We start from the raw sequence: 17,090 nt of genomic DNA, 5'->3' as shown, positions 1-17,090 counted from the left end.
GCCATCGTCACTGCGGGAAGTGCCCATGCCGTAACGCCCGGCGAAGAACTCGTGAAACGCCGCGTAGGCGTACCAGGCCTCATCGAAGTGCAAGACCTCGACGCTGTTGCCCAACTGCTGCTTGATCAGCTCAGCGTTGTAGCAGAGGCCGTCGTACGTCGAATTGGTCACCACCGCCAACTTGACCTTGGGCGCCCGGCCCTTGGTCAGTGGGCTGGCGTCAATCTTGGCCTGAATCGATTCGCGGCTGAATTCGCTCAAGGGAATCGGGCCGATGATCCCCAGCTCATTGCGCTCCGGGCACAGGTACAGCGGAATGGCGCCGGTCATGATGATCGAGTGCAATATCGACTTGTGGCAGTTGCGATCCACCAACACCAAGTCATCGCGAGCGACCATCGAATGCCAGACGATTTTGTTGGCGGTCGAGGTGCCATTGATCACAAAGAAAGTGTGATCGGCGCCGAAATTGCGGGCAGCACGGGCCTCGGCTTCTGCCAGCGGACCGGTGTGATCGAGCAAAGAGCCCAATTCGGGCACCGACACCGACAAATCGGAACGCAGGGTATTTTCCCCGAAGAACTGGTGAAACGCCTGACCCACCGGGCTCTTGTGGTACGCCACGCCGCCGCCATGGCCGGGCGTGTGCCAGGAATAATTCGAGTCAGCCGTGTGCTGCACCAGCGCTTTGAAAAACGGCGGCAGCAGACCATCCAGATATTTGCGTGCCGCTCGAGCAACCTGTCTGGCCAGAAAAGGCACGGTGTCTTCGAACAGATAAAGAATCCCGCGCAGCTGATTGAGTTCGGCCATGGCGTCGGCCGGAGCGTTTTCCAGGGTCACCTGCTCACCCAGCGCGAAGATCGGCAAGTCGGGCGCACGCACCCGCGCCAGGCCAATCAGCTCGGCCATGTTGTGCAATAGATGAGAGTGAGTGCTGGCGTCTTCGGCTGCAATCAACATGCAGGAAAGACCGTGATGGGTCGAGGCAACCAGACGCCCTTCGGTGTAATCCACCGCCGAGACAATGCTGAAGCCTTCCTGCTCCAGCTCCCGGGCGATGCCACGCACGCGATCACCGGCGACGGTGTCGGCCTTGATGTCGCGATGGACGATCAGGACCGGGAATTTCAAATCTTTATACATGAGGCTCAGTGTCCTGAGGCGGCAGACCGTGGTCCGCCAATCACCTCAGGGTAGAGGGTTGAGGCGGATGTGGCGAGTGTCATGCACTGAAATGGGTCATCGGGCGCGGCACGCTTTATAAAGATCAAAAGATCGCAGCCTCGTTTCACTCGACAGCTCCAACAACGGAATGCGTAACCCTGTAGGAGCTGTCGAGTGAAACGAGGCTGCGATCTTTTTCGAAGGGCCTACGCCTGAGCCTTGGCCTCGGCCAGTTGCTGCCACAGCGACGGGGCGCCAGCCGATTTGGCGATGGCTTCCAGGCGTGCCACGTGTTGGGCCAGGTCATCTTCGCTGGCACGGATGATACGCGTCGGTTGACGATCGACCGGCAGGCGGCGGATCTCGGTGGCGGAATTGTCCGCACCTTCCCCGGAACCGTTGCCGTCGGAAGCATTACCGGCCAGGGACAGGCTGGTCTGGCCGCCCGTCATGGTCAGGTAAACGTCGGCGAGGATCTCGGAGTCGAGCAAGGCGCCGTGCAGTTCACGACCGGAGTTGTCGACGCCATAGCGTTTGCACAAGGCGTCGAGGCTGTTGCGCTGCCCCGGGTGACGTTCCCTGGCCATCATCAGGGTGTCGAGGATCGAGCAGTGCTGCGTGATGTCCGCACGATCGTGCTGGCCCATCAGGGCGAATTCGTTGTTGATGAAGCCAACGTCGAACGCCGCGTTATGGATGATCAGCTGCGCACCCTTGATGAATTCAAAGAATTCATCGGCCACTTCAGTGAAGCGCGGCTTGCCGACCAAAAATTCGTTGGTGATGCCGTGGACGCCAATAGCGCCTTCATCACTCTCACGGTCCGGTTGCAGGTAAACGTGGAAATGCCGGCCCGTCAGGCGCCGACCGATCAACTCGACACAACCGATTTCGATAATCCGGTGGCCGTCGGTCACCGGCATGCCGGTGGTTTCGGTATCGAGTACAACGGATCTGGTGGCCATCAGTGCTCAGCTCTCAACGGGTCATTCGTGCAAAAGCGGCGATGTTAACACGCCCGCGGGATCAGGCGCGCGCACAGGTAAATGACTGGCGTTCATGCAGTTTTTAACAATCATTAGCAAAGTTCATAAAGTCTGGAGCAGAACGGCTTGTTAGCGTGCGGTGCTTGTTTCCTATGGGTTTGATTTCGTCATGAAGACCGCACGGTTTCTATTATTGAGTACCTGCCTGCTGGGTACGGGCGCCCAGGCCACCAGTTTCGTGATCAGCACAGATGTGACGGTGAGTTTGACGTTGAGCTCGACCAAGGGCACCAGCGGGTCGTTCAGCGACGACAAGATTGTGTTGGCGGCGAAGGATGATGCGGCGGCGTTTGTGGCCAGTGACGGGGAGATTCGCGGGGTGCGGATTGAAGCGGCGTTTGTGCGGATTCGTGGGGAGGTAACGGATCAGTACTCAGACCAACAACTGGCCACTGCGATCTTGATGCTGTGAAGGTCTTGTAGGAGCCGAGCTTGCTCGCGATGCAGGCGATACGGTCTTTCAGGAACACCGCGTCATCGTTCATCGCGAGCAAGCTCGGCTCCCACAGGGATTAAGCCTGTTTGTAACCGCGCACTTCATCCACGCCGCGATTGGCCAATTGGTCAGCGCGTTCGTTGCCGTGATGGCCAATGTGCCCGCGCACCCATTTCCAGGTGACGTTGTGGCGATTGACCTGCTCATCCAGCAACTTCCACAGATCAGCGTTTTTCACCGGTTCTTTCGCAGCGGTTTTCCAGCCGCGCTTCTTCCAGTTGTCCATCCACTCGTTGATGCCTTTCATCACGTACTGCGAGTCGGTGACCAGCAGCACGTCGCAGGAGCGCTTGAGTTCTTCAAGACCACGGATCGCGCCCATCAGCTCCATGCGGTTGTTGGTGGTGTTGGCTTCGCCGCCCCACAGTTCTTTTTCAATGCCCTTGCACACCAGCAACGCGCCCCAGCCGCCAGGGCCAGGATTGCCTTTACAGGCGCCGTCAGTGAAGAGTTCTACGCTATCGCTCATGCCAATCTATCCAGAAAATGCGGTGGCTCGCCGATCGGTGATCGACGATGCCCGAGGCTGGGGCAAACCCGGCCGGGAAAATAAAAAGTGTATTACGGATCGATGCGGCGACGGTTGACCTTGGCCATCGGCAATGGAATCAGCTTGCCCATCGGTTCGCGCCGCTCCTGACGGACGGGCCGCAGGCCCACCACGATCTTGCGCGCAACCAATAAATAGAAGCCGCCACCCGACAGTTGCCAGTCACCGGCCTTGCGCTCCCAACCGGCCAGGCGAGCCTGCCAGGCGGGTGACGCAAGCGGCGGACGATAGCACCCGAAGCGGCGTTTCTCCAGCGCGAAACCCAGCAGGTTCAGCCAGTCACCGACTCGCGACGGGGAGATGCAGCGAGCCTTGCGCAAGGCGTCGTGAGCAAAAACGTGACGCAAGCCCCAGGTGCTCCAGGGGTTGATCCCGACGATCAGCAGATGCCCGCCGGGCCGCACGCTGCTCGCCGCTTCACGCAGCAAACCGTGGGGTGACAGGCAGAAATCCAGCCCATGCTGCAACACCACCACATCGGCGGCATGCTCGCTCAAAGGCCACGCCTGCTCTTCGCAGACGATCTCGACACCCGGCAACGGCGCGCCGAGCCGCACATTGCGCTGGACTTGCGGCGCCGACGGCGGCGTCTGGGCCGACGGGCCGTAATGCACCAGGTAACCACCAAAGAACCGTCCCAACTCGTCTTCGAGCATGCGACGTTCTTCGTCCAGCAGAAATTGCCCGATGGGGCCGGACAGCCATTCACGGGCCGCGCTGATCAATGTCAGCCACTCAGGATCAGCCTGAGCGAACGCTTTATCGGTCATTGCATTCTCCAACGCGCCAGGAAGTTCTAAGATGCGCCATTGTTTTCCGCTTGGCGAATCCGACGATGATACAGATCAGTGCCCTGCCCGCCTTCACCGACAACTACATCTGGTTGTTACAAGACCACCGCACCCAGCGCTGCGCGGTGGTCGATCCGGGCGATGCCGCGCCGGTGCAGGCCTGGCTCGCAGCGCATCCGGGTTGGGTGTTGAGTGATATTTTGATCACTCACCATCATCATGACCACGTCGGCGGCGTCGAGCAGCTGAAAAAAGCGACAGACGCGACAGTCTACGGTCCGGCCAGCGAAACCATCCCGCTCCGGGACGTGGCCCTCAAGGACAACGACCGCGTCAGCGTGCTGGGCTGGGACTTTGATGTCTTTGCCGTCCCCGGCCATACCTTGGGGCATATCGCCTATTACCATCATGGTTTGCTGTTCTGCGGTGACACCCTGTTTGCCGCCGGTTGCGGGCGCTTGTTCGAAGGCACGCCGGAGCAAATGCATACCTCTCTGACCCGCCTTGCCGCGCTGCCTGAGGATACGCTGGTCTACTGCACTCACGAATACACCCTGAGCAACCTGAAGTTTGCCGCAGCGGTCGAACCAGGCAATCCGGACACCACCGCACGTCTGGAAAAAGTCACCGAACAACGTGAAGCCGGAATCATGACGCTGCCCTCTACTCTGGCGCTTGAAAAGCTTACCAACCCGTTTTTACGTGTCGACGAAACATCCGTTAAAGAAAAAGTGGACGAACGGAATGGAACCCAAAACCGTGCTCCGAGTGCGGTTTTTGCTGCTCTGCGTGCTTGGAAAGATAAGTTCTAAATAGCCATCACGCTGGTACAAAAATTCTGAATGGTTGACCGCAGGGGGTGCGCTTTCTAGAATCGCCCGACATTTTTGCCCGGAACTTACTTCCAGCCAATGTCGTCATCTATTCGCAAAGCCATCAATTCAGACGCATTGACCCGCTTGGCTCAAGCCATCGCGGTGGCTGTGTCCGCCACTCTGGCGGGCTGCTCAAGCCATGTGCCGCAGACCGAAGCGACACACACTCCGAACATTGCGGCGCGAGCCAAGCAGAAGCCTATCTGGCTCAGCGAAAAACCGACTCCACAAATTCCACAGGATGTCTGGGAGCGCATGCGCCAGGGCTTCCAGTTGCAGGACAACCTGGGCGTCAACCCGCGCATCGAGCAACAGCGCCTGTGGTTCGCCAGCAACCCGTCCTTCCTCGAAAACGCCGGCGAACGCGGCAGCCTCTACATTCACTACATCGTCGAACGCCTTGAAGAGCGCAACATGCCGCTGGAACTGGCGCTGTTGCCGGTGATTGAAAGCGCCTACAACCCGATGGCCTATTCCCGGGCCAACGCGGTTGGCTTGTGGCAATTCATCCCCTCCACCGGGCGTTACTTCAACCTGCGTCAAACCCGTTTCTATGATGGCCGTCGCGATATCACCGCGTCGACCACCGCGGCCATGGATTACCTGACCCGCCTGCACGACATGTTCAACGGCGACTGGCTACTGGCCCTGGCGGCGTACAACGCCGGCGAAGGCACGGTCAGCCGGGCCATCGAGCGCAACGAAAAGCTCGGCTTGCCGACCGATTACTGGAACCTGCCGCTGCCGGCCGAAACCCAGGCCTACGTGCCAAAGCTGCTGGCCCTGTCGCAAGTGGTGCTGGCACCTGAAGCCTACGGCGTGAACCTGAACCCGATCGCCAACGAACCGTACTTCCAGGTCGTCGAAATCAACCAGCGCATGGACCTGTCCAAGGTCGCCGCGGTGGCTAACATCGACGAAGACGAACTGTTCCAGCTCAACCCGGCCTTCAAGCAGCGCACCACCATCGATGGCCCCCAGCATTTGCTGGTGCCAACGTCCAAGGCGCAACTGCTGACGGCCAGCCTGTCGACCATGCGTCCTGAAGAGTTGATCAGCAAGAAGCCGCTCAAGCCGGTATTCGAAGGCTCGGACGACTCCGAACTCGCCAGTCTCAAACGCGCTTATCGCGTTAAACGCGGCGACAACCTCGGTACCATCGCCAAGGCCAACAAGGTCGACATCAAGGACCTGCAGCGCTGGAACAAGCTGACCGGCAAGAACCTCAAGGTCGGCCAGACACTGGTCATGCAGGACACCACGAAGCGCAGCAGCGGTCGGGTCAACACCGTCGTGGCGGCGAACAGCAAAGCAAACAGTAAAGCTGACAAACAGAAGCCGCAGACCCAGTACAAGGTCAAACAAGGCGACTCGCTGTACATGGTAGCCAAGCGTTTCAACGTCGAAATGCAGCACCTCAAGCGCTGGAACCCGCGTGTTGGCCAGGCGCTGAAGCCGGGTCAGATGCTGACGGTGGCTTCCCCGCGCTGATTGATGTGAAACCCAAAAAGATCGCAGCCTTCGGCAGCTCCTACGAATGTAAACGCAGGTTGGAGCTGCCGCTGGCTGCGATCTTTTTTTACGCCCCAACACCGCTTTCAGCACCCGTCTTTTTCCTGTCGATACAAGCTGTTACTGTACGAGCCACAAAGCCCAAGCCGCCTGGATCGGATCCCTGACTTGAAGCGTCCCCTCCTCCTGCTCCTGATCAGCCTGGCCTTGAGCTCCCCCGCAAGCGCGACGATCAGCGAAAGCCATGGTTATGCGCAGTTCGGCACGCTCAAGTACCCGGCCAGATTTACCCACTTCGACTGGGTCAACCCGCAAGCGCCCAAGGGCGGTACGTTGCGGGTGATGGCGTTTGGCACCTTCGATACGCTCAATCCCTACACCTTCAAGGGTTCAAGTCCGGTTTCCACACCGAATTTCCTGCAATACGGCATCAACGAGCTCAACGAACCGTTGATGGTCGGCACCGGCCAGTACGCGCCGTCCGGCGATGAGCCGACCTCCAGCTATGGCCTGATCGCCCAATCGGTGGAGTACAGCGAGGACCGTAGCTGGGTGGTGTTCAACCTGCGCCCCGAAGCGCGTTTCCACGACGGCACACCGATTACCGCCTATGACGTGGCGTTTTCCTACCGCTTGCTGCTCAAGGAAGGCCACCCGCAATACCGCACCAACCTTCAGGAAGTGTCGCGGGTCGACATCCTCAATCCGCAGCGCATTCGTTTCGTCTTCAAGCGCGCCGGCAATCCGTTGCTGATCCTTCGCCTGGGTGAATTGCCGGTGCTGCCCCAGCATTACTGGAAAGGTCGTGACTTCAAGGCCACCACCTTCGAAGCGCCACTGGGCAGCGGGCCTTATCGCATCACTTCGGCAGAGCCAGGACGGCGGATTATTTTCGAACGAGTCAAGGATTATTGGGGCAAGGACCTGCCGGTCAATCGCGGCAAGTACAACTTCGATCGCATGGAAGTCGAGTTCTACCGCGACAGTGACGTCGCCTTCGAAGCCTTCAAGGCCGGCGAATTCGACATCTATATCGAGCACCAGGCGAAGAACTGGGAAAACGGCTACAGCTTCCCGGCAGTGCGCCGCGCAGACGTCATCAAGGCGCAAATCCCGCATCAGATCCCGACCCAGAGCCAGGGTCTGTTCATGAACTCCCGACGCCCGACCTTCTCCGAGACCAAAGTCCGTGAAGCGCTGGGCCTGATGTTCGACTTCGAGTGGACCAACCGCACGCTGTTCAGCGGCGCCTATAAACGCGCCATGAGCTACTACCCCAACAGCGAGTTCTCCGCGACGGGCCTTCCGGTCGGCCATGAATGGCTGATGCTCAAGCCGTATCGCGAGCAATTGCCCGCCAAGCTCTTCACCGAGCCGTTCAGCCTGCCGCAGACCCAAGGGCGCGGCATTCCCCGGGAAACCATGCGCAAGGCCCTGGGCCTGCTCGCGGAGGCCGGCTGGAAGCTCAGCGGCCAGCACGTTCAGAATGCCGCTGGGCAACCGTTGCGATTGGAGATTCTGCTGGTCAATCCGAACCTGGAACGCATCCTTCAGCCTTACGTCGAAAACCTCGCCAGCATCGGCATCGACGCTCGGCTGCGCACAGTCGATCGCGCCCAGTACAAGCAACGCCTTGATCAGTTCGATTTCGACATGATCCTGATGACCCTCAACCAGACGCTCAGTCCAGGCCTGGAACAATGGCAGTACTTCCATTCCAGCCAGGTCGGGGTCAAGGGCAGCAAAAACTACGCGGGCATCGCCAATCCGGTGGTCGACCATTTACTCGAACAATTGCTCGCCGCCCAGACCCGCGATGAACAGGTCGCCGCCGGCAAGGCCCTGGACCGGGTGTTGCTGTGGCAGCACTACATCATTCCCAACTGGTACCTCAATTATCACCGCCTGGCCTACCGCAACCGGTTCGCCTTCGTCACTACGCCGCCCTACACGTTGGGCCTGAGCGCGTGGTGGCTGAAATCTTCGGAGAAAGATCGATGAAACCCGTACGCGCCCTGCTCTTGCAGGCCAGCGGCCTGTTGTTCGCCGGGCTGGCCTGCGCCGCCCCGCAACATGCCCTGACCCTGTACAACGAGCCGCCGAAATACCCGGCCGATTTCAAACATTTCGATTACGTGAACCCCGACGCGCCCAAGGGCGGGATCTTCCGTCAGGCCGGTTTCGGCGGCTTTGACAGCCTTAATCCCTTCATTAACAAGGGTGTCGCGGCCGACGACATCAGCATGATCTACGACACCCTGGCCAAACAGGGCCTGGATGAACCGTTCACCGAGTACGGCCTGGTCGCCGGCAAGATCGAAAAATCCCCGGACAACAGCTGGGTGCGTTTCTACCTGCGCCCCGAAGCGCGCTTCCACGACGGGCATCCGATGCGCGCCGAGGACGTGGTGTTCAGCTTCCAGACCCTGATCAAGGACGGCGCGCCGCTGTTCCGCGGTTACTACAGCGATGTCGAGGAAGTGGTCGCTGAAGATCCGCTGACGGTGCTGTTCAAGTTCAAACACAACAACAACAACCGTGAGTTGCCGCTGATCCTCGGCCAGTTGCCGGTGTTGCCCAAGCATTGGTGGGCGACGCGCGATTTCACCAAGGGCAACCTGGAAATGCCGTTGGGCAGCGGCCCGTACAAGGTCAGCGAAGTCAAGGCCGGGCGTTCGGTGCGCTATGAACGGGTCAAGGATTACTGGGCCAAGGACCTGCCGGCGAATCGCGGGTTCTACAACTTCGACGTGATGACCACCGACTACTACCGCGACAACACCGTGGCCCTGGAAGCACTCAAGGCCGGGCAGTTCGATTACTGGCTCGAAATGGCAGCAAAGAACTGGGCCAACGCCTACAACATTCCGGCCGTCACCGAGGGCCGGTTGATCAAGGAGCAGATCCCCAACGGCAACCCCACCGGCATGCAAGGCTTTGTATTCAACCTGCGCCGCCCGGTGTTCCAGGATGTGCGCGTGCGCCAGGCCCTGACCCTGTTGCTGGATTTCGAATGGACCAACAAGCAACTGTTCAACGGCGCCTACGCGCGCACCCGCAGTTACTTCGAGAACTCGGAAATGGCTGCCAGCGGTCTGCCGGACGCCAATCAGCTTGAAATTTTGAATCCGTTCCGCGGCAAGATTCCCGAGCAGGTATTCAGCGAGGCGTTCCAGAACCCGGTGACCGACGCCAGCGGCATGATCCGCGCCCAACAGCGCAAAGCTTATCAACTGCTGCAAGAGGCGGGCTGGCGGATCGTCGATGACAAGATGGTCGACCCCAATGGCAAACCAGTGACCATCGAGTTCCTGTTGGCCCAGACCGAATTCGAGCGGGTGCTGCTGCCGTTCAAGCGCAACATGAGCGACTTGGGGATTGACCTGGTGATCCGCCGGGTCGACGTCTCGCAGTACATCAACCGCGTGCGTTCACGGGACTTCGACATGATCGTCGGCAGCTTCCCTCAGTCCAACTCGCCGGGCAACGAGCAACGCGAGTTCTGGATGTCCGCTGCCGCCGACAAACCCGGCAGCCGCAACTCCATGGGCCTCAAAGACCCGGTGGTGGACCAGTTGGTCGAGCAATTGATCAACGCCGATTCGCGCAAAAGTCTGGTGGCCCATGCACGCGCGCTGGACCGCGTGCTGCAATGGGGCTATTACGTGATCCCCAACTGGCACATCAAAACCTGGCGCGTGGCGTACTGGAACCACATCGGTCATCCGAAAATCTCCCCCAAGTACGACATCGGCATTAACACCTGGTGGGTCAAGCCCGATGCCAAACCTGCGGTAGAAGTCGAAACCAAACTGCAAGCCGACCCTGCGGGCACGGAGTAATCAGATGCTGGCGTATATTTTTCGGCGACTGCTGCTGATCATCCCGACCTTGCTCGGCATTTTGCTGATCAACTTTGTGATCATCCAGGCCGCCCCCGGCGGGCCGGTGGAGCAGATGATCGCCAAGCTCGAAGGCTTCGAAGGCGCCACCAGCCGCATTGCCGGTGGCGGTGCCGAAGTCTCGGTGGCGGGCTCCGCCTATCGCGGCGCCCAAGGCCTGGACCCGATGCTGGTCAAGGAAATCGAGCACATGTACGGCTTCGATAAATCGGCGCCGGAACGCTTGTGGATCATGATCAAGAATTACGCCACCCTGGATTTCGGCGACAGCTTCTTCCGCGATGCCAAGGTCATCGACCTGATCAAGGAAAAGATGCCGGTGTCGATCTCCCTAGGGCTGTGGAGCACGCTGATCATGTACCTGGTGTCGATCCCGCTGGGGATCGCCAAGGCGACGCGACACGGCAGCCACTTCGATGTCTGGACCAGCTCGTTGATCATCGTCGGCTACGCGATCCCGGCATTTCTGTTTGCCATCCTGCTGATCGTGGTGTTCGCCGGCGGCAGCTATTTCGACTGGTTCCCGCTCAGAGGGCTGACCTCCAACAACTTCGATGAGTTGAGCATGGGCGGCAAGGTTCTCGATTACTTCTGGCACCTGGCCTTGCCGGTGACGGCGCTGGTGATCGGCAACTTCGCGACCATGACCCTGCTGACCAAGAACAGCTTCCTCGATGAAATCAATAAACAGTACGTGGTCACCGCCAAAGCCAAGGGCCTGAGCAATCACCGCGTGCTCTACGGCCATGTGTTCCGCAACGCCATGCTGCTGGTGATCGCCGGGTTCCCGTCGGCGTTTATCGGCATCTTCTTCACCGGCTCGTTGCTGGTGGAGGTGATCTTCTCCCTCGACGGCCTCGGGCTGATGAGTTTCGAGGCGGCGATCAACCGCGATTACCCGGTGGTCTTCGGCACGCTGTTTATCTTCACACTGCTGGGGCTGGTGGTGAAACTCATCGGTGACCTCACGTACACCTTTGTCGATCCGCGTATCGACTTCGAAAGCCGGGAGCATTGAGATGAATCTGTCCCCTCTCAATCGCCGACGCTTCGAACTGTTCAAGGCCAACAAGCGTGGCTGGTGGTCGCTGTGGCTGTTTCTGCTGCTGTTTGGGCTGAGCCTCGGCGCCGAGTTGATCGCCAACGACAAACCGCTGGTGGTGCACTACGACAACGGCTGGTACTTCCCGGCGCTCAAGCGTTACCCGGAAACCACCTTCGGCGGCGAGTTCCCGCTGGAAGCCAACTACAAGAGCCCGTACATCCGCGAATTGCTCAAGGAAAAAGACGCCTGGGTCCTGTGGGCGCCGATTCCCTACAGCTATCAAAGCATCAACTACGACCTGAAAGTCCCGGCCCCAGCGCCGCCTTCCACCGACAATCTGCTGGGCACTGACGATCAGGGCCGCGACGTGTTGGCGCGGGTGATTTATGGCTTCCGGATATCGGTGCTGTTTGCCCTGACGCTGACCATTCTCAGCTCGATCATCGGTGTGATTGCCGGGGCCTTGCAGGGTTTCTACGGCGGCTGGGTGGATTTGGCCGGGCAGCGCTTTCTGGAGATCTGGTCCGGGCTGCCGGTGCTGTACCTGCTGATCATTCTCGCCAGCTTCGTGCAGCCGAATTTCTGGTGGCTGCTGGGGATCATGCTGCTGTTCTCGTGGATGAGCCTGGTGGACGTGGTCCGTGCCGAATTCCTGCGAGGGCGTAATCTGGAATACGTGCGCGCCGCGCGGGCGCTGGGGATGCAAAACGGGGCGATCATGTTCCGCCACATCCTGCCCAACGCAATGGTCTCGACCATGACCTTCATGCCGTTCATTCTGACCGGCGCGATTGGCACCCTGACCGCCCTGGATTTCCTCGGCTTCGGTTTGCCGCCTGGCGCGCCGTCCCTCGGTGAACTGGTGGCCCAGGGCAAATCCAACCTGCAAGCGCCGTGGCTCGGTATGAGCGCGTTTGCCGTGCTGGCGTTGATGTTGAGTTTACTGGTGTTCATCGGCGAGTCTGCTCGCGATGCCTTCGACCCGAGGAAGTGAAATGAATCAGGACAATCTGATCGAAGTGCGCGACCTGGCCGTCGAATTTGTCGTCGGCGAGCGCGTTCAACGGGTGGTCGAAGGCGTGAGCTTCGATATCAAGCGCGGCGAAACCCTGGCGCTGGTGGGCGAAAGTGGCTCCGGCAAATCGGTGACCGCCCACTCGATCCTGCAGCTGTTGCCTTACCCGCTCGCCCGGCATCCGTCCGGGACCATCGAGTACTCCGGGCAAAATCTGCTGAGCCTGAAAGAGAAAACCATCCGCCACATCCGCGGCAACCGGATCGCGATGATCTTCCAGGAGCCAATGACCTCGCTCAATCCGCTGCACTCGATCGAGAAGCAGATCAATGAAGTGTTGAGCACCCACAAAGGCCTGATCGGCAAAGTCGCGACCAAGCGCACGCTGGAGCTGCTGGAAATGGTCGGCATCCCGGAGCCCGAGAAGCGCCTCAAGGCCCTGCCCCATGAATTGTCTGGCGGCCAGCGTCAGCGGGTAATGATTGCCATGGCCCTGGCCAACGAGCCGGAACTGCTGATCGCCGACGAGCCGACCACCGCGCTGGACGTAACCGTTCAGCTGAAAATCCTCGAATTGCTCAAGGAATTACAGGCCCGATTGGGCATGGCGCTGCTACTGATCAGTCACGATTTGAACCTTGTACGAAGAATTGCGCATCGCGTATGTGTCATGCAGCGCGGTTGCATCGTCGAACAGGCATCGTGCGAAGAGTTGTTCCGCGCACCGCAGCATCCGTACACTCGGGAACTGCTGGCAGCGGAGCCCAGCGGCAAGCCGGCAACTAACGTTATCGGCCCGCCATTGCTGCAAGTCGAGGACCTGAGAGTCTGGTTCCCGATCAAGAAGGGCTTTCTGAAAAAGACCGTCGACCACATCAAAGCGGTGGACGGAATCAATTTCAGCCTGCCTCAGGGCCAGACTCTGGGGATCGTGGGAGAAAGCGGTTCCGGCAAGTCGACACTGGGTTTGGCGATTTTGCGGCTGATCGGTAGCAAAGGCTCGATCCGTTTTGAAGGCAAGCAGCTAGACTGCCTGACGCAGCAACAGGTTCGGCCGCTGCGTCGGCAGATGCAGGTGGTGTTTCAAGACCCGTTCGGCAGCCTGAGCCCACGGATGTGCGTGAGCCAGATCGTCGGCGAAGGCCTGCGGATCCACAAGATGGGCACCGAGGCGGAACAGGAACAAGCGATTATTGCGGCACTCAAGGAGGTAGGTCTGGACCCGGAAACCCGGCACCGCTACCCCCACGAATTTTCCGGCGGGCAACGGCAGAGAATCGCCATTGCCCGGGCATTAGTGCTAAAACCGGCGTTGATTCTGCTGGACGAGCCGACATCGGCCCTCGACCGGACAGTGCAACGCCAAGTGGTGGAGCTTTTGCGTTCACTGCAAACCAAGTACAACCTGACGTATCTGTTTATCAGCCATGACCTGGCTGTCGTCAAAGCGCTGAGCCATCAGTTGATGGTGGTCAAGCAAGGCCAAGTGGTCGAACAGGGAGACGCGCAAAGTATTTTTGCGGCCCCCAAACATCCGTATACACAGCAGTTGCTGGAAGCCGCTTTCCTGGCCCCGGCCACTGCGCAATAACCTGAAAGAGAGGAGCAACACATGGGTTTTCTCGCCGGTAAGCGCGTACTGATCGTCGGTGTCGCCAGCAAGCTGTCCATCGCATCCGGCATCGCTGCCGCCATGCATCGCGAGGGCGCTGAGCTTGCCTTCACTTATCAGAACGACAAACTCAAGGGTCGTGTCGAAGAGTTCGCACAAAGCTGGGGTTCCAACCCTGACCTGTGCTTCCCCGTGCGACGTGGCCAGCGATGAAGAAATCGCCAAGGTCTTCGTTGAACTGGGCAAGAAGTGGGACGGCCTGGACTGCATCGTGCACTCCGTCGGCTTCGCCCCGGGCGACCAACTGGATGGCGACTTCACCGAAGCCACCACCCGTGAAGGTTTCCGCATTGCTCACGACATCAGCGCCTACAGCTTCGTGGCCCTGGCCAAAGCCGGTCGCGAAATGATGAAAGGCCGCAACGGCAGCTTGCTGACCCTGTCGTACCTGGGCGCCGAGCGCACCATGCCGAACTACAACGTGATGGGCATGGCCAAGGCTTCCCTGGAAGCTGGCGTTCGTTACCTGGCCGGCTCCCTGGGCCCGGACGGCACCCGCGTCAACTGCGTATCGGCTGGCCCGATCCGCACCCTCGCCGCTTCCGGCATCAAGAACTTCCGCAAGATGCTGGCCGCCAACGAAGCGCAAACCCCGCTGCGTCGTAACGTCACCATCGACGAAGTCGGCAACGCCGGCGCCTTCCTGTGCTCGGACCTGGCGTCCGGCATCAGCGGCGAAATCATGTACGTGGACGGTGGCTTCAACACCACGGCCATGGGCAGCCTCGAAGAGTAATCTTCGGTCAGCCAATTAAAAAACCCGCCTCTTGAGGCGGGTTTTTTTATGCCTGCGATTTGTGGCCTGATGCAGCCCCCCTGTGGGAGCGAGCTTGCTCGCGATTACGGAGTGTCAGTCGACATCAATTTTGAATGTCAGTCAGTCATCGCGAGCAAGCTCGCTCCCACAGGGTTATTGGGCGCCCAGACATTTCGTAAACAGCTGCTGGATCGGTTGTGTACGCTGACTGTAACGCTGCAACAACACAATCTCCCGATAGAACGTCAACTCCCCCAACGGGATGATCCGAACCTTCGCCCCATGTTCAAGCCATAGCCCCGCCTCGGGGAGCAGCGACACGCCTAACCCGCATTCAACCATCTTCACGATCGCTTCCAGCTCATCCAGCTCCAAAGCCACCTGCACATCAATCTGCTGCTCGCGCAAAAACCGCGTCACCAGTCTTCCACCGAACGAATTGCGATCGTAACGCACATGCGGATGGCTCACGAGGATCTGCAACGGCTCATCGCCTTCAAGGTCCGCTGGCACGATCAATACAAACGGGGCTGGCCCGCCGCATTGAGCAGCGCCTGACGTCCGGTGCGGTTGAACAAACGAATACCCAGGGCCTGTTCCAGATTGCGAATCTGCGCGTTGACGGCCGACTGGGTCAGGCCGATGTGCATCCCGGCGGCGGCAAACGTGCCGTAGCGCGTTACCGCAATGAAGGTTTTCAGTTCTCGCAGCATGGCCTTCTCGATTGATCTAAATATTTTGAGCTCGATGCAAAAATTATCGTCTTTTAATCAAAAAGCACAGGGCTAAACTCAATCTGAATCCAGACAGTCGAGGCACATCCGATGCAACTCTCCCCTTTTCACTTGGCCATCCCGGTCTACGACCTGACTGCCGCGCGCAATTTCTATGGCGAAGTGTTCGGCCTGGAAGAAGGTCGCTCAAGCGATCATTGGGTCGATTTCAATTTTTTCGGCCATCAACTGGTCATTCACCTGGCGCCGAAAATCGCCACTCAAGAAGCCGCGCACACCAATGCTGTCGACGGTCATGACGTGCCGGTGCCGCATTTTGGTGTGGTGTTGGGGATGGCGGAATGGGAGGCGCTGGCCGAACGGTTGAAATCCCTCGATACCCGATTCGTGATCGAACCGGGCATTCGCTTTCAGGGATTGGTAGGTGAACAAGCGACGATGTTTCTCTTCGATCCGTGCGGCAACGCGCTTGAGTTCAAGGCATTCAAGGACGTAGGTCAATTGTTTGCCAAGTGAATACGTCGGCTTGTGCCAGCAGCTCCTCGATCGAGCCGGGGAGCTGAGGGTTGCACTCGAGTTGTCCGATGCTGAAGCGAATGTCATAACCGCGATGCACCGTGGCATTGCGCTCTTCGAGTATTTCTTCGAGTCGCGCCCTGATCGCGGGAATCTCCACGACGCTTGAGCCGTTCAGCAACGCAACGAATTTGTCGCTGCCCAAACGGCCGATCACATCGCTCTCGCGAAAGGCAATGCGCAGCACATCAGCGAAGGTTTTCAGGGCGTTGTCGCCCTCGGCACGACCATAGAGATAGTTGATGTGTTTGAAGTCATCAATATTGAAAAGCAGCAGCGTCGCTGGCTTTTTCAGCTGTTGGCAGACATCCAGCCCTTGTTGGGCCAGCGCTGTAAAACCGTGTCGGTTGGAGAGCAGCGTCAACTCGTCCATGCTCGCCATCTGCACGCCCATCAACTCCTCCTCGGCCTTGCGGGCCAAGTCACGCAGCAGCTCGCGCTCCTGCAGTGGCGTGCGCAACGGGTCGGTGCACGCGCCTGGTTTTACCGGTTTGCCTGGGATCAGCATTACTCACTCCATTGGCGGGTATATTGCTTAGAGTCGTCCATACCCGGTTTGGCTCCCTGTTAACGGACCGCCGGTCAACTACCCACGACCGGACATGGCCCTCCCGCGTCAGCCCAAAGCTTGAACTGGGTGACGAAAATGTCGTGCGGCACCGGCACCGGCGCCCTTCCCTGACCCGGATTCCAGCCCCAAAGCACCAGTTTGTCGTCGCTGACATGCTTGATCAGCGCGGCGAAATCGCGGTCACCGTTGCTGGAACGGTCCTTGATCATTGCGCACAACTGGTCGGCCGGCAGACCGATCCAGGCCATTTTGTGCGCGGCTGGCGGCAAGCTCCAGTGCGGCGCCCCTGGCGGTGCGTGAGCGCCGTAACTGGCCGGCGGATTACTCTCGGCGTGGCAGGTAGCGCAGGGCAAACCCGCCGCCCCCTTGCCGTCCATGCCC

15 protein-coding genes and 2 pseudogenes are annotated in these 17,090 nt (G+C 59.4%); 10 read left to right on the top strand and 7 right to left on the bottom strand.

The window, feature by feature from the left end:
* Together WLY71_RS23575 and dnaQ are read right to left on the bottom strand one after the other, a co-directional pair.
* Positions 1-1,146, bottom strand: a 1,146-nt coding sequence (locus tag WLY71_RS23575) for an Orn/Lys/Arg decarboxylase N-terminal domain-containing protein (RefSeq protein ID WP_347805461.1), incomplete at its 3' end; no start/stop codon positions are given.
* 227 nt (positions 1,147-1,373) lie between these two features.
* Entirely contained in the window at positions 1,374-2,132 is a 759-nt protein-coding gene (dnaQ, locus tag WLY71_RS23570) for a DNA polymerase III subunit epsilon (protein WP_347805460.1), read from the bottom strand.
* 190 nt (positions 2,133-2,322) lie between these two features.
* On the opposite strand from dnaQ, the gene WLY71_RS23565 reads away from it, so the two are divergent.
* On the top strand, positions 2,323-2,625 hold the full coding sequence (locus WLY71_RS23565) for a DUF2388 domain-containing protein (protein WP_347805459.1): 303 nt from the start codon (positions 2,323-2,325) through the stop codon (positions 2,623-2,625).
* Between the two features lie 100 nt (positions 2,626-2,725).
* On the opposite strand, the gene rnhA is transcribed toward WLY71_RS23565, so the two are convergent.
* Both rnhA and WLY71_RS23555 read right to left on the bottom strand, forming a co-directional pair.
* Positions 2,726-3,178 (bottom strand): ribonuclease HI, encoded by a 453-nt coding sequence (gene rnhA, locus WLY71_RS23560; RefSeq protein ID WP_008152099.1) that lies wholly within the window; start codon positions 3,176-3,178, stop codon positions 2,726-2,728.
* A 92-nt stretch (positions 3,179-3,270) separates the two neighbouring features.
* Positions 3,271-4,029, bottom strand: coding sequence for a methyltransferase domain-containing protein (locus WLY71_RS23555; RefSeq protein ID WP_008152097.1), 759 nt, complete (start codon positions 4,027-4,029; stop codon positions 3,271-3,273).
* Positions 4,030-4,094: 65 nt separating this feature from the next.
* Between WLY71_RS23555 and gloB the strand changes: the two genes are divergently transcribed.
* The 8 genes and pseudogenes from gloB to fabI all read left to right on the top strand — a co-directional run bounded on the left by gloB (position 4,095) and on the right by fabI (position 14,807).
* The gene (gene gloB, locus WLY71_RS23550) at positions 4,095-4,862 is read left to right on the top strand and encodes a hydroxyacylglutathione hydrolase (RefSeq protein ID WP_347805458.1); all 768 of its coding nucleotides are present in this window, start codon (positions 4,095-4,097) and stop codon (positions 4,860-4,862) included.
* A 99-nt stretch (positions 4,863-4,961) separates the two neighbouring features.
* Positions 4,962-6,416, top strand: a complete 1,455-nt coding sequence (locus WLY71_RS23545) for a transglycosylase SLT domain-containing protein (protein ID WP_347805457.1) — start codon at positions 4,962-4,964, stop codon at positions 6,414-6,416.
* Between the two features lie 189 nt (positions 6,417-6,605).
* On the top strand, positions 6,606-8,438 hold the full coding sequence (locus WLY71_RS23540; protein WP_347805456.1) for an extracellular solute-binding protein: 1,833 nt from the start codon (positions 6,606-6,608) through the stop codon (positions 8,436-8,438).
* The gene (locus WLY71_RS23535; protein WP_347805455.1) at positions 8,435-10,279 is read left to right on the top strand and encodes an extracellular solute-binding protein; all 1,845 of its coding nucleotides are present in this window, start codon (positions 8,435-8,437) and stop codon (positions 10,277-10,279) included. The genes WLY71_RS23540 and WLY71_RS23535 overlap by 4 nt, the downstream gene beginning before the upstream one ends.
* A gap of 4 nt (positions 10,280-10,283) precedes the next feature.
* Positions 10,284-11,357, top strand: coding sequence for a microcin C ABC transporter permease YejB (locus tag WLY71_RS23530; protein ID WP_347805454.1), 1,074 nt, complete (start codon positions 10,284-10,286; stop codon positions 11,355-11,357).
* 1 nt (position 11,358) lies between these two features.
* Positions 11,359-12,378, top strand: a complete 1,020-nt coding sequence (locus tag WLY71_RS23525; protein WP_095128240.1) for an ABC transporter permease — start codon at positions 11,359-11,361, stop codon at positions 12,376-12,378.
* A 1-nt stretch (position 12,379) separates the two neighbouring features.
* A complete protein-coding gene (locus WLY71_RS23520) occupies positions 12,380-13,990 on the top strand; it encodes an ABC transporter ATP-binding protein (RefSeq protein ID WP_347805453.1) in 1,611 nt (536 codons plus the stop codon).
* Between the two features lie 21 nt (positions 13,991-14,011).
* Positions 14,012-14,807, top strand: a pseudogene (gene fabI / locus WLY71_RS23515) (enoyl-ACP reductase FabI).
* Between the two features lie 174 nt (positions 14,808-14,981).
* Here fabI and WLY71_RS23510 read toward each other — a convergent pair.
* Positions 14,982-15,541, bottom strand: a pseudogene (locus WLY71_RS23510) (LysR family transcriptional regulator).
* A 111-nt stretch (positions 15,542-15,652) separates the two neighbouring features.
* On the opposite strand from WLY71_RS23510, the gene WLY71_RS23505 reads away from it, so the two are divergent.
* Positions 15,653-16,078, top strand: a complete 426-nt coding sequence (locus tag WLY71_RS23505; protein ID WP_347805452.1) for a VOC family protein — start codon at positions 15,653-15,655, stop codon at positions 16,076-16,078.
* On the opposite strand, the gene WLY71_RS23500 is transcribed toward WLY71_RS23505, so the two are convergent.
* Positions 16,047-16,646, bottom strand: a complete 600-nt coding sequence (locus tag WLY71_RS23500) for a GGDEF domain-containing protein (RefSeq protein WP_347805451.1) — start codon at positions 16,644-16,646, stop codon at positions 16,047-16,049. The two genes, WLY71_RS23505 and WLY71_RS23500, sit on opposite strands and share 32 nt — an antisense overlap.
* Before the next feature lie 74 nt (positions 16,647-16,720).
* On the bottom strand, positions 16,721-17,090 hold a 370-nt coding region (locus WLY71_RS23495; RefSeq protein WP_347805450.1), incomplete at its 5' end, for a hypothetical protein.

Source organism: Pseudomonas rossensis (assembly GCF_039888995.1).
Lineage (GTDB): Bacteria > Pseudomonadota > Gammaproteobacteria > Pseudomonadales > Pseudomonadaceae > Aquipseudomonas > Aquipseudomonas rossensis.
This window is presented reverse-complemented; position numbering and strand designations above follow the sequence as displayed.

Excerpts from the sequence above, each read along its gene's own strand:
- WLY71_RS23535 (WP_347805455.1), top strand. The coding sequence starts at position 8,435 with ATGAAACCCGTACGCGCCCTGCTCTTGCAGGCCAGCGGCCTGTTGTTC.
- WLY71_RS23500 (WP_347805451.1), bottom strand. The coding sequence starts at position 16,646 with ATGCTGATCCCAGGCAAACCGGTAAAACCAGGCGCGTGCACCGACCCG.
- dnaQ (WP_347805460.1), bottom strand. The coding sequence starts at position 2,132 with ATGGCCACCAGATCCGTTGTACTCGATACCGAAACCACCGGCATGCCG.
- WLY71_RS23525 (WP_095128240.1), top strand. The coding sequence starts at position 11,359 with ATGAATCTGTCCCCTCTCAATCGCCGACGCTTCGAACTGTTCAAGGCC.
- WLY71_RS23555 (WP_008152097.1), bottom strand. The coding sequence starts at position 4,029 with ATGACCGATAAAGCGTTCGCTCAGGCTGATCCTGAGTGGCTGACATTG.
- WLY71_RS23530 (WP_347805454.1), top strand. The coding sequence starts at position 10,284 with ATGCTGGCGTATATTTTTCGGCGACTGCTGCTGATCATCCCGACCTTG.
- rnhA (WP_008152099.1), bottom strand. The coding sequence starts at position 3,178 with ATGAGCGATAGCGTAGAACTCTTCACTGACGGCGCCTGTAAAGGCAAT.
- gloB (WP_347805458.1), top strand. The coding sequence starts at position 4,095 with ATGATACAGATCAGTGCCCTGCCCGCCTTCACCGACAACTACATCTGG.
- WLY71_RS23520 (WP_347805453.1), top strand. The coding sequence starts at position 12,380 with ATGAATCAGGACAATCTGATCGAAGTGCGCGACCTGGCCGTCGAATTT.
- WLY71_RS23545 (WP_347805457.1), top strand. The coding sequence starts at position 4,962 with ATGTCGTCATCTATTCGCAAAGCCATCAATTCAGACGCATTGACCCGC.
- WLY71_RS23565 (WP_347805459.1), top strand. The coding sequence starts at position 2,323 with ATGAAGACCGCACGGTTTCTATTATTGAGTACCTGCCTGCTGGGTACG.
- WLY71_RS23505 (WP_347805452.1), top strand. The coding sequence starts at position 15,653 with ATGCAACTCTCCCCTTTTCACTTGGCCATCCCGGTCTACGACCTGACT.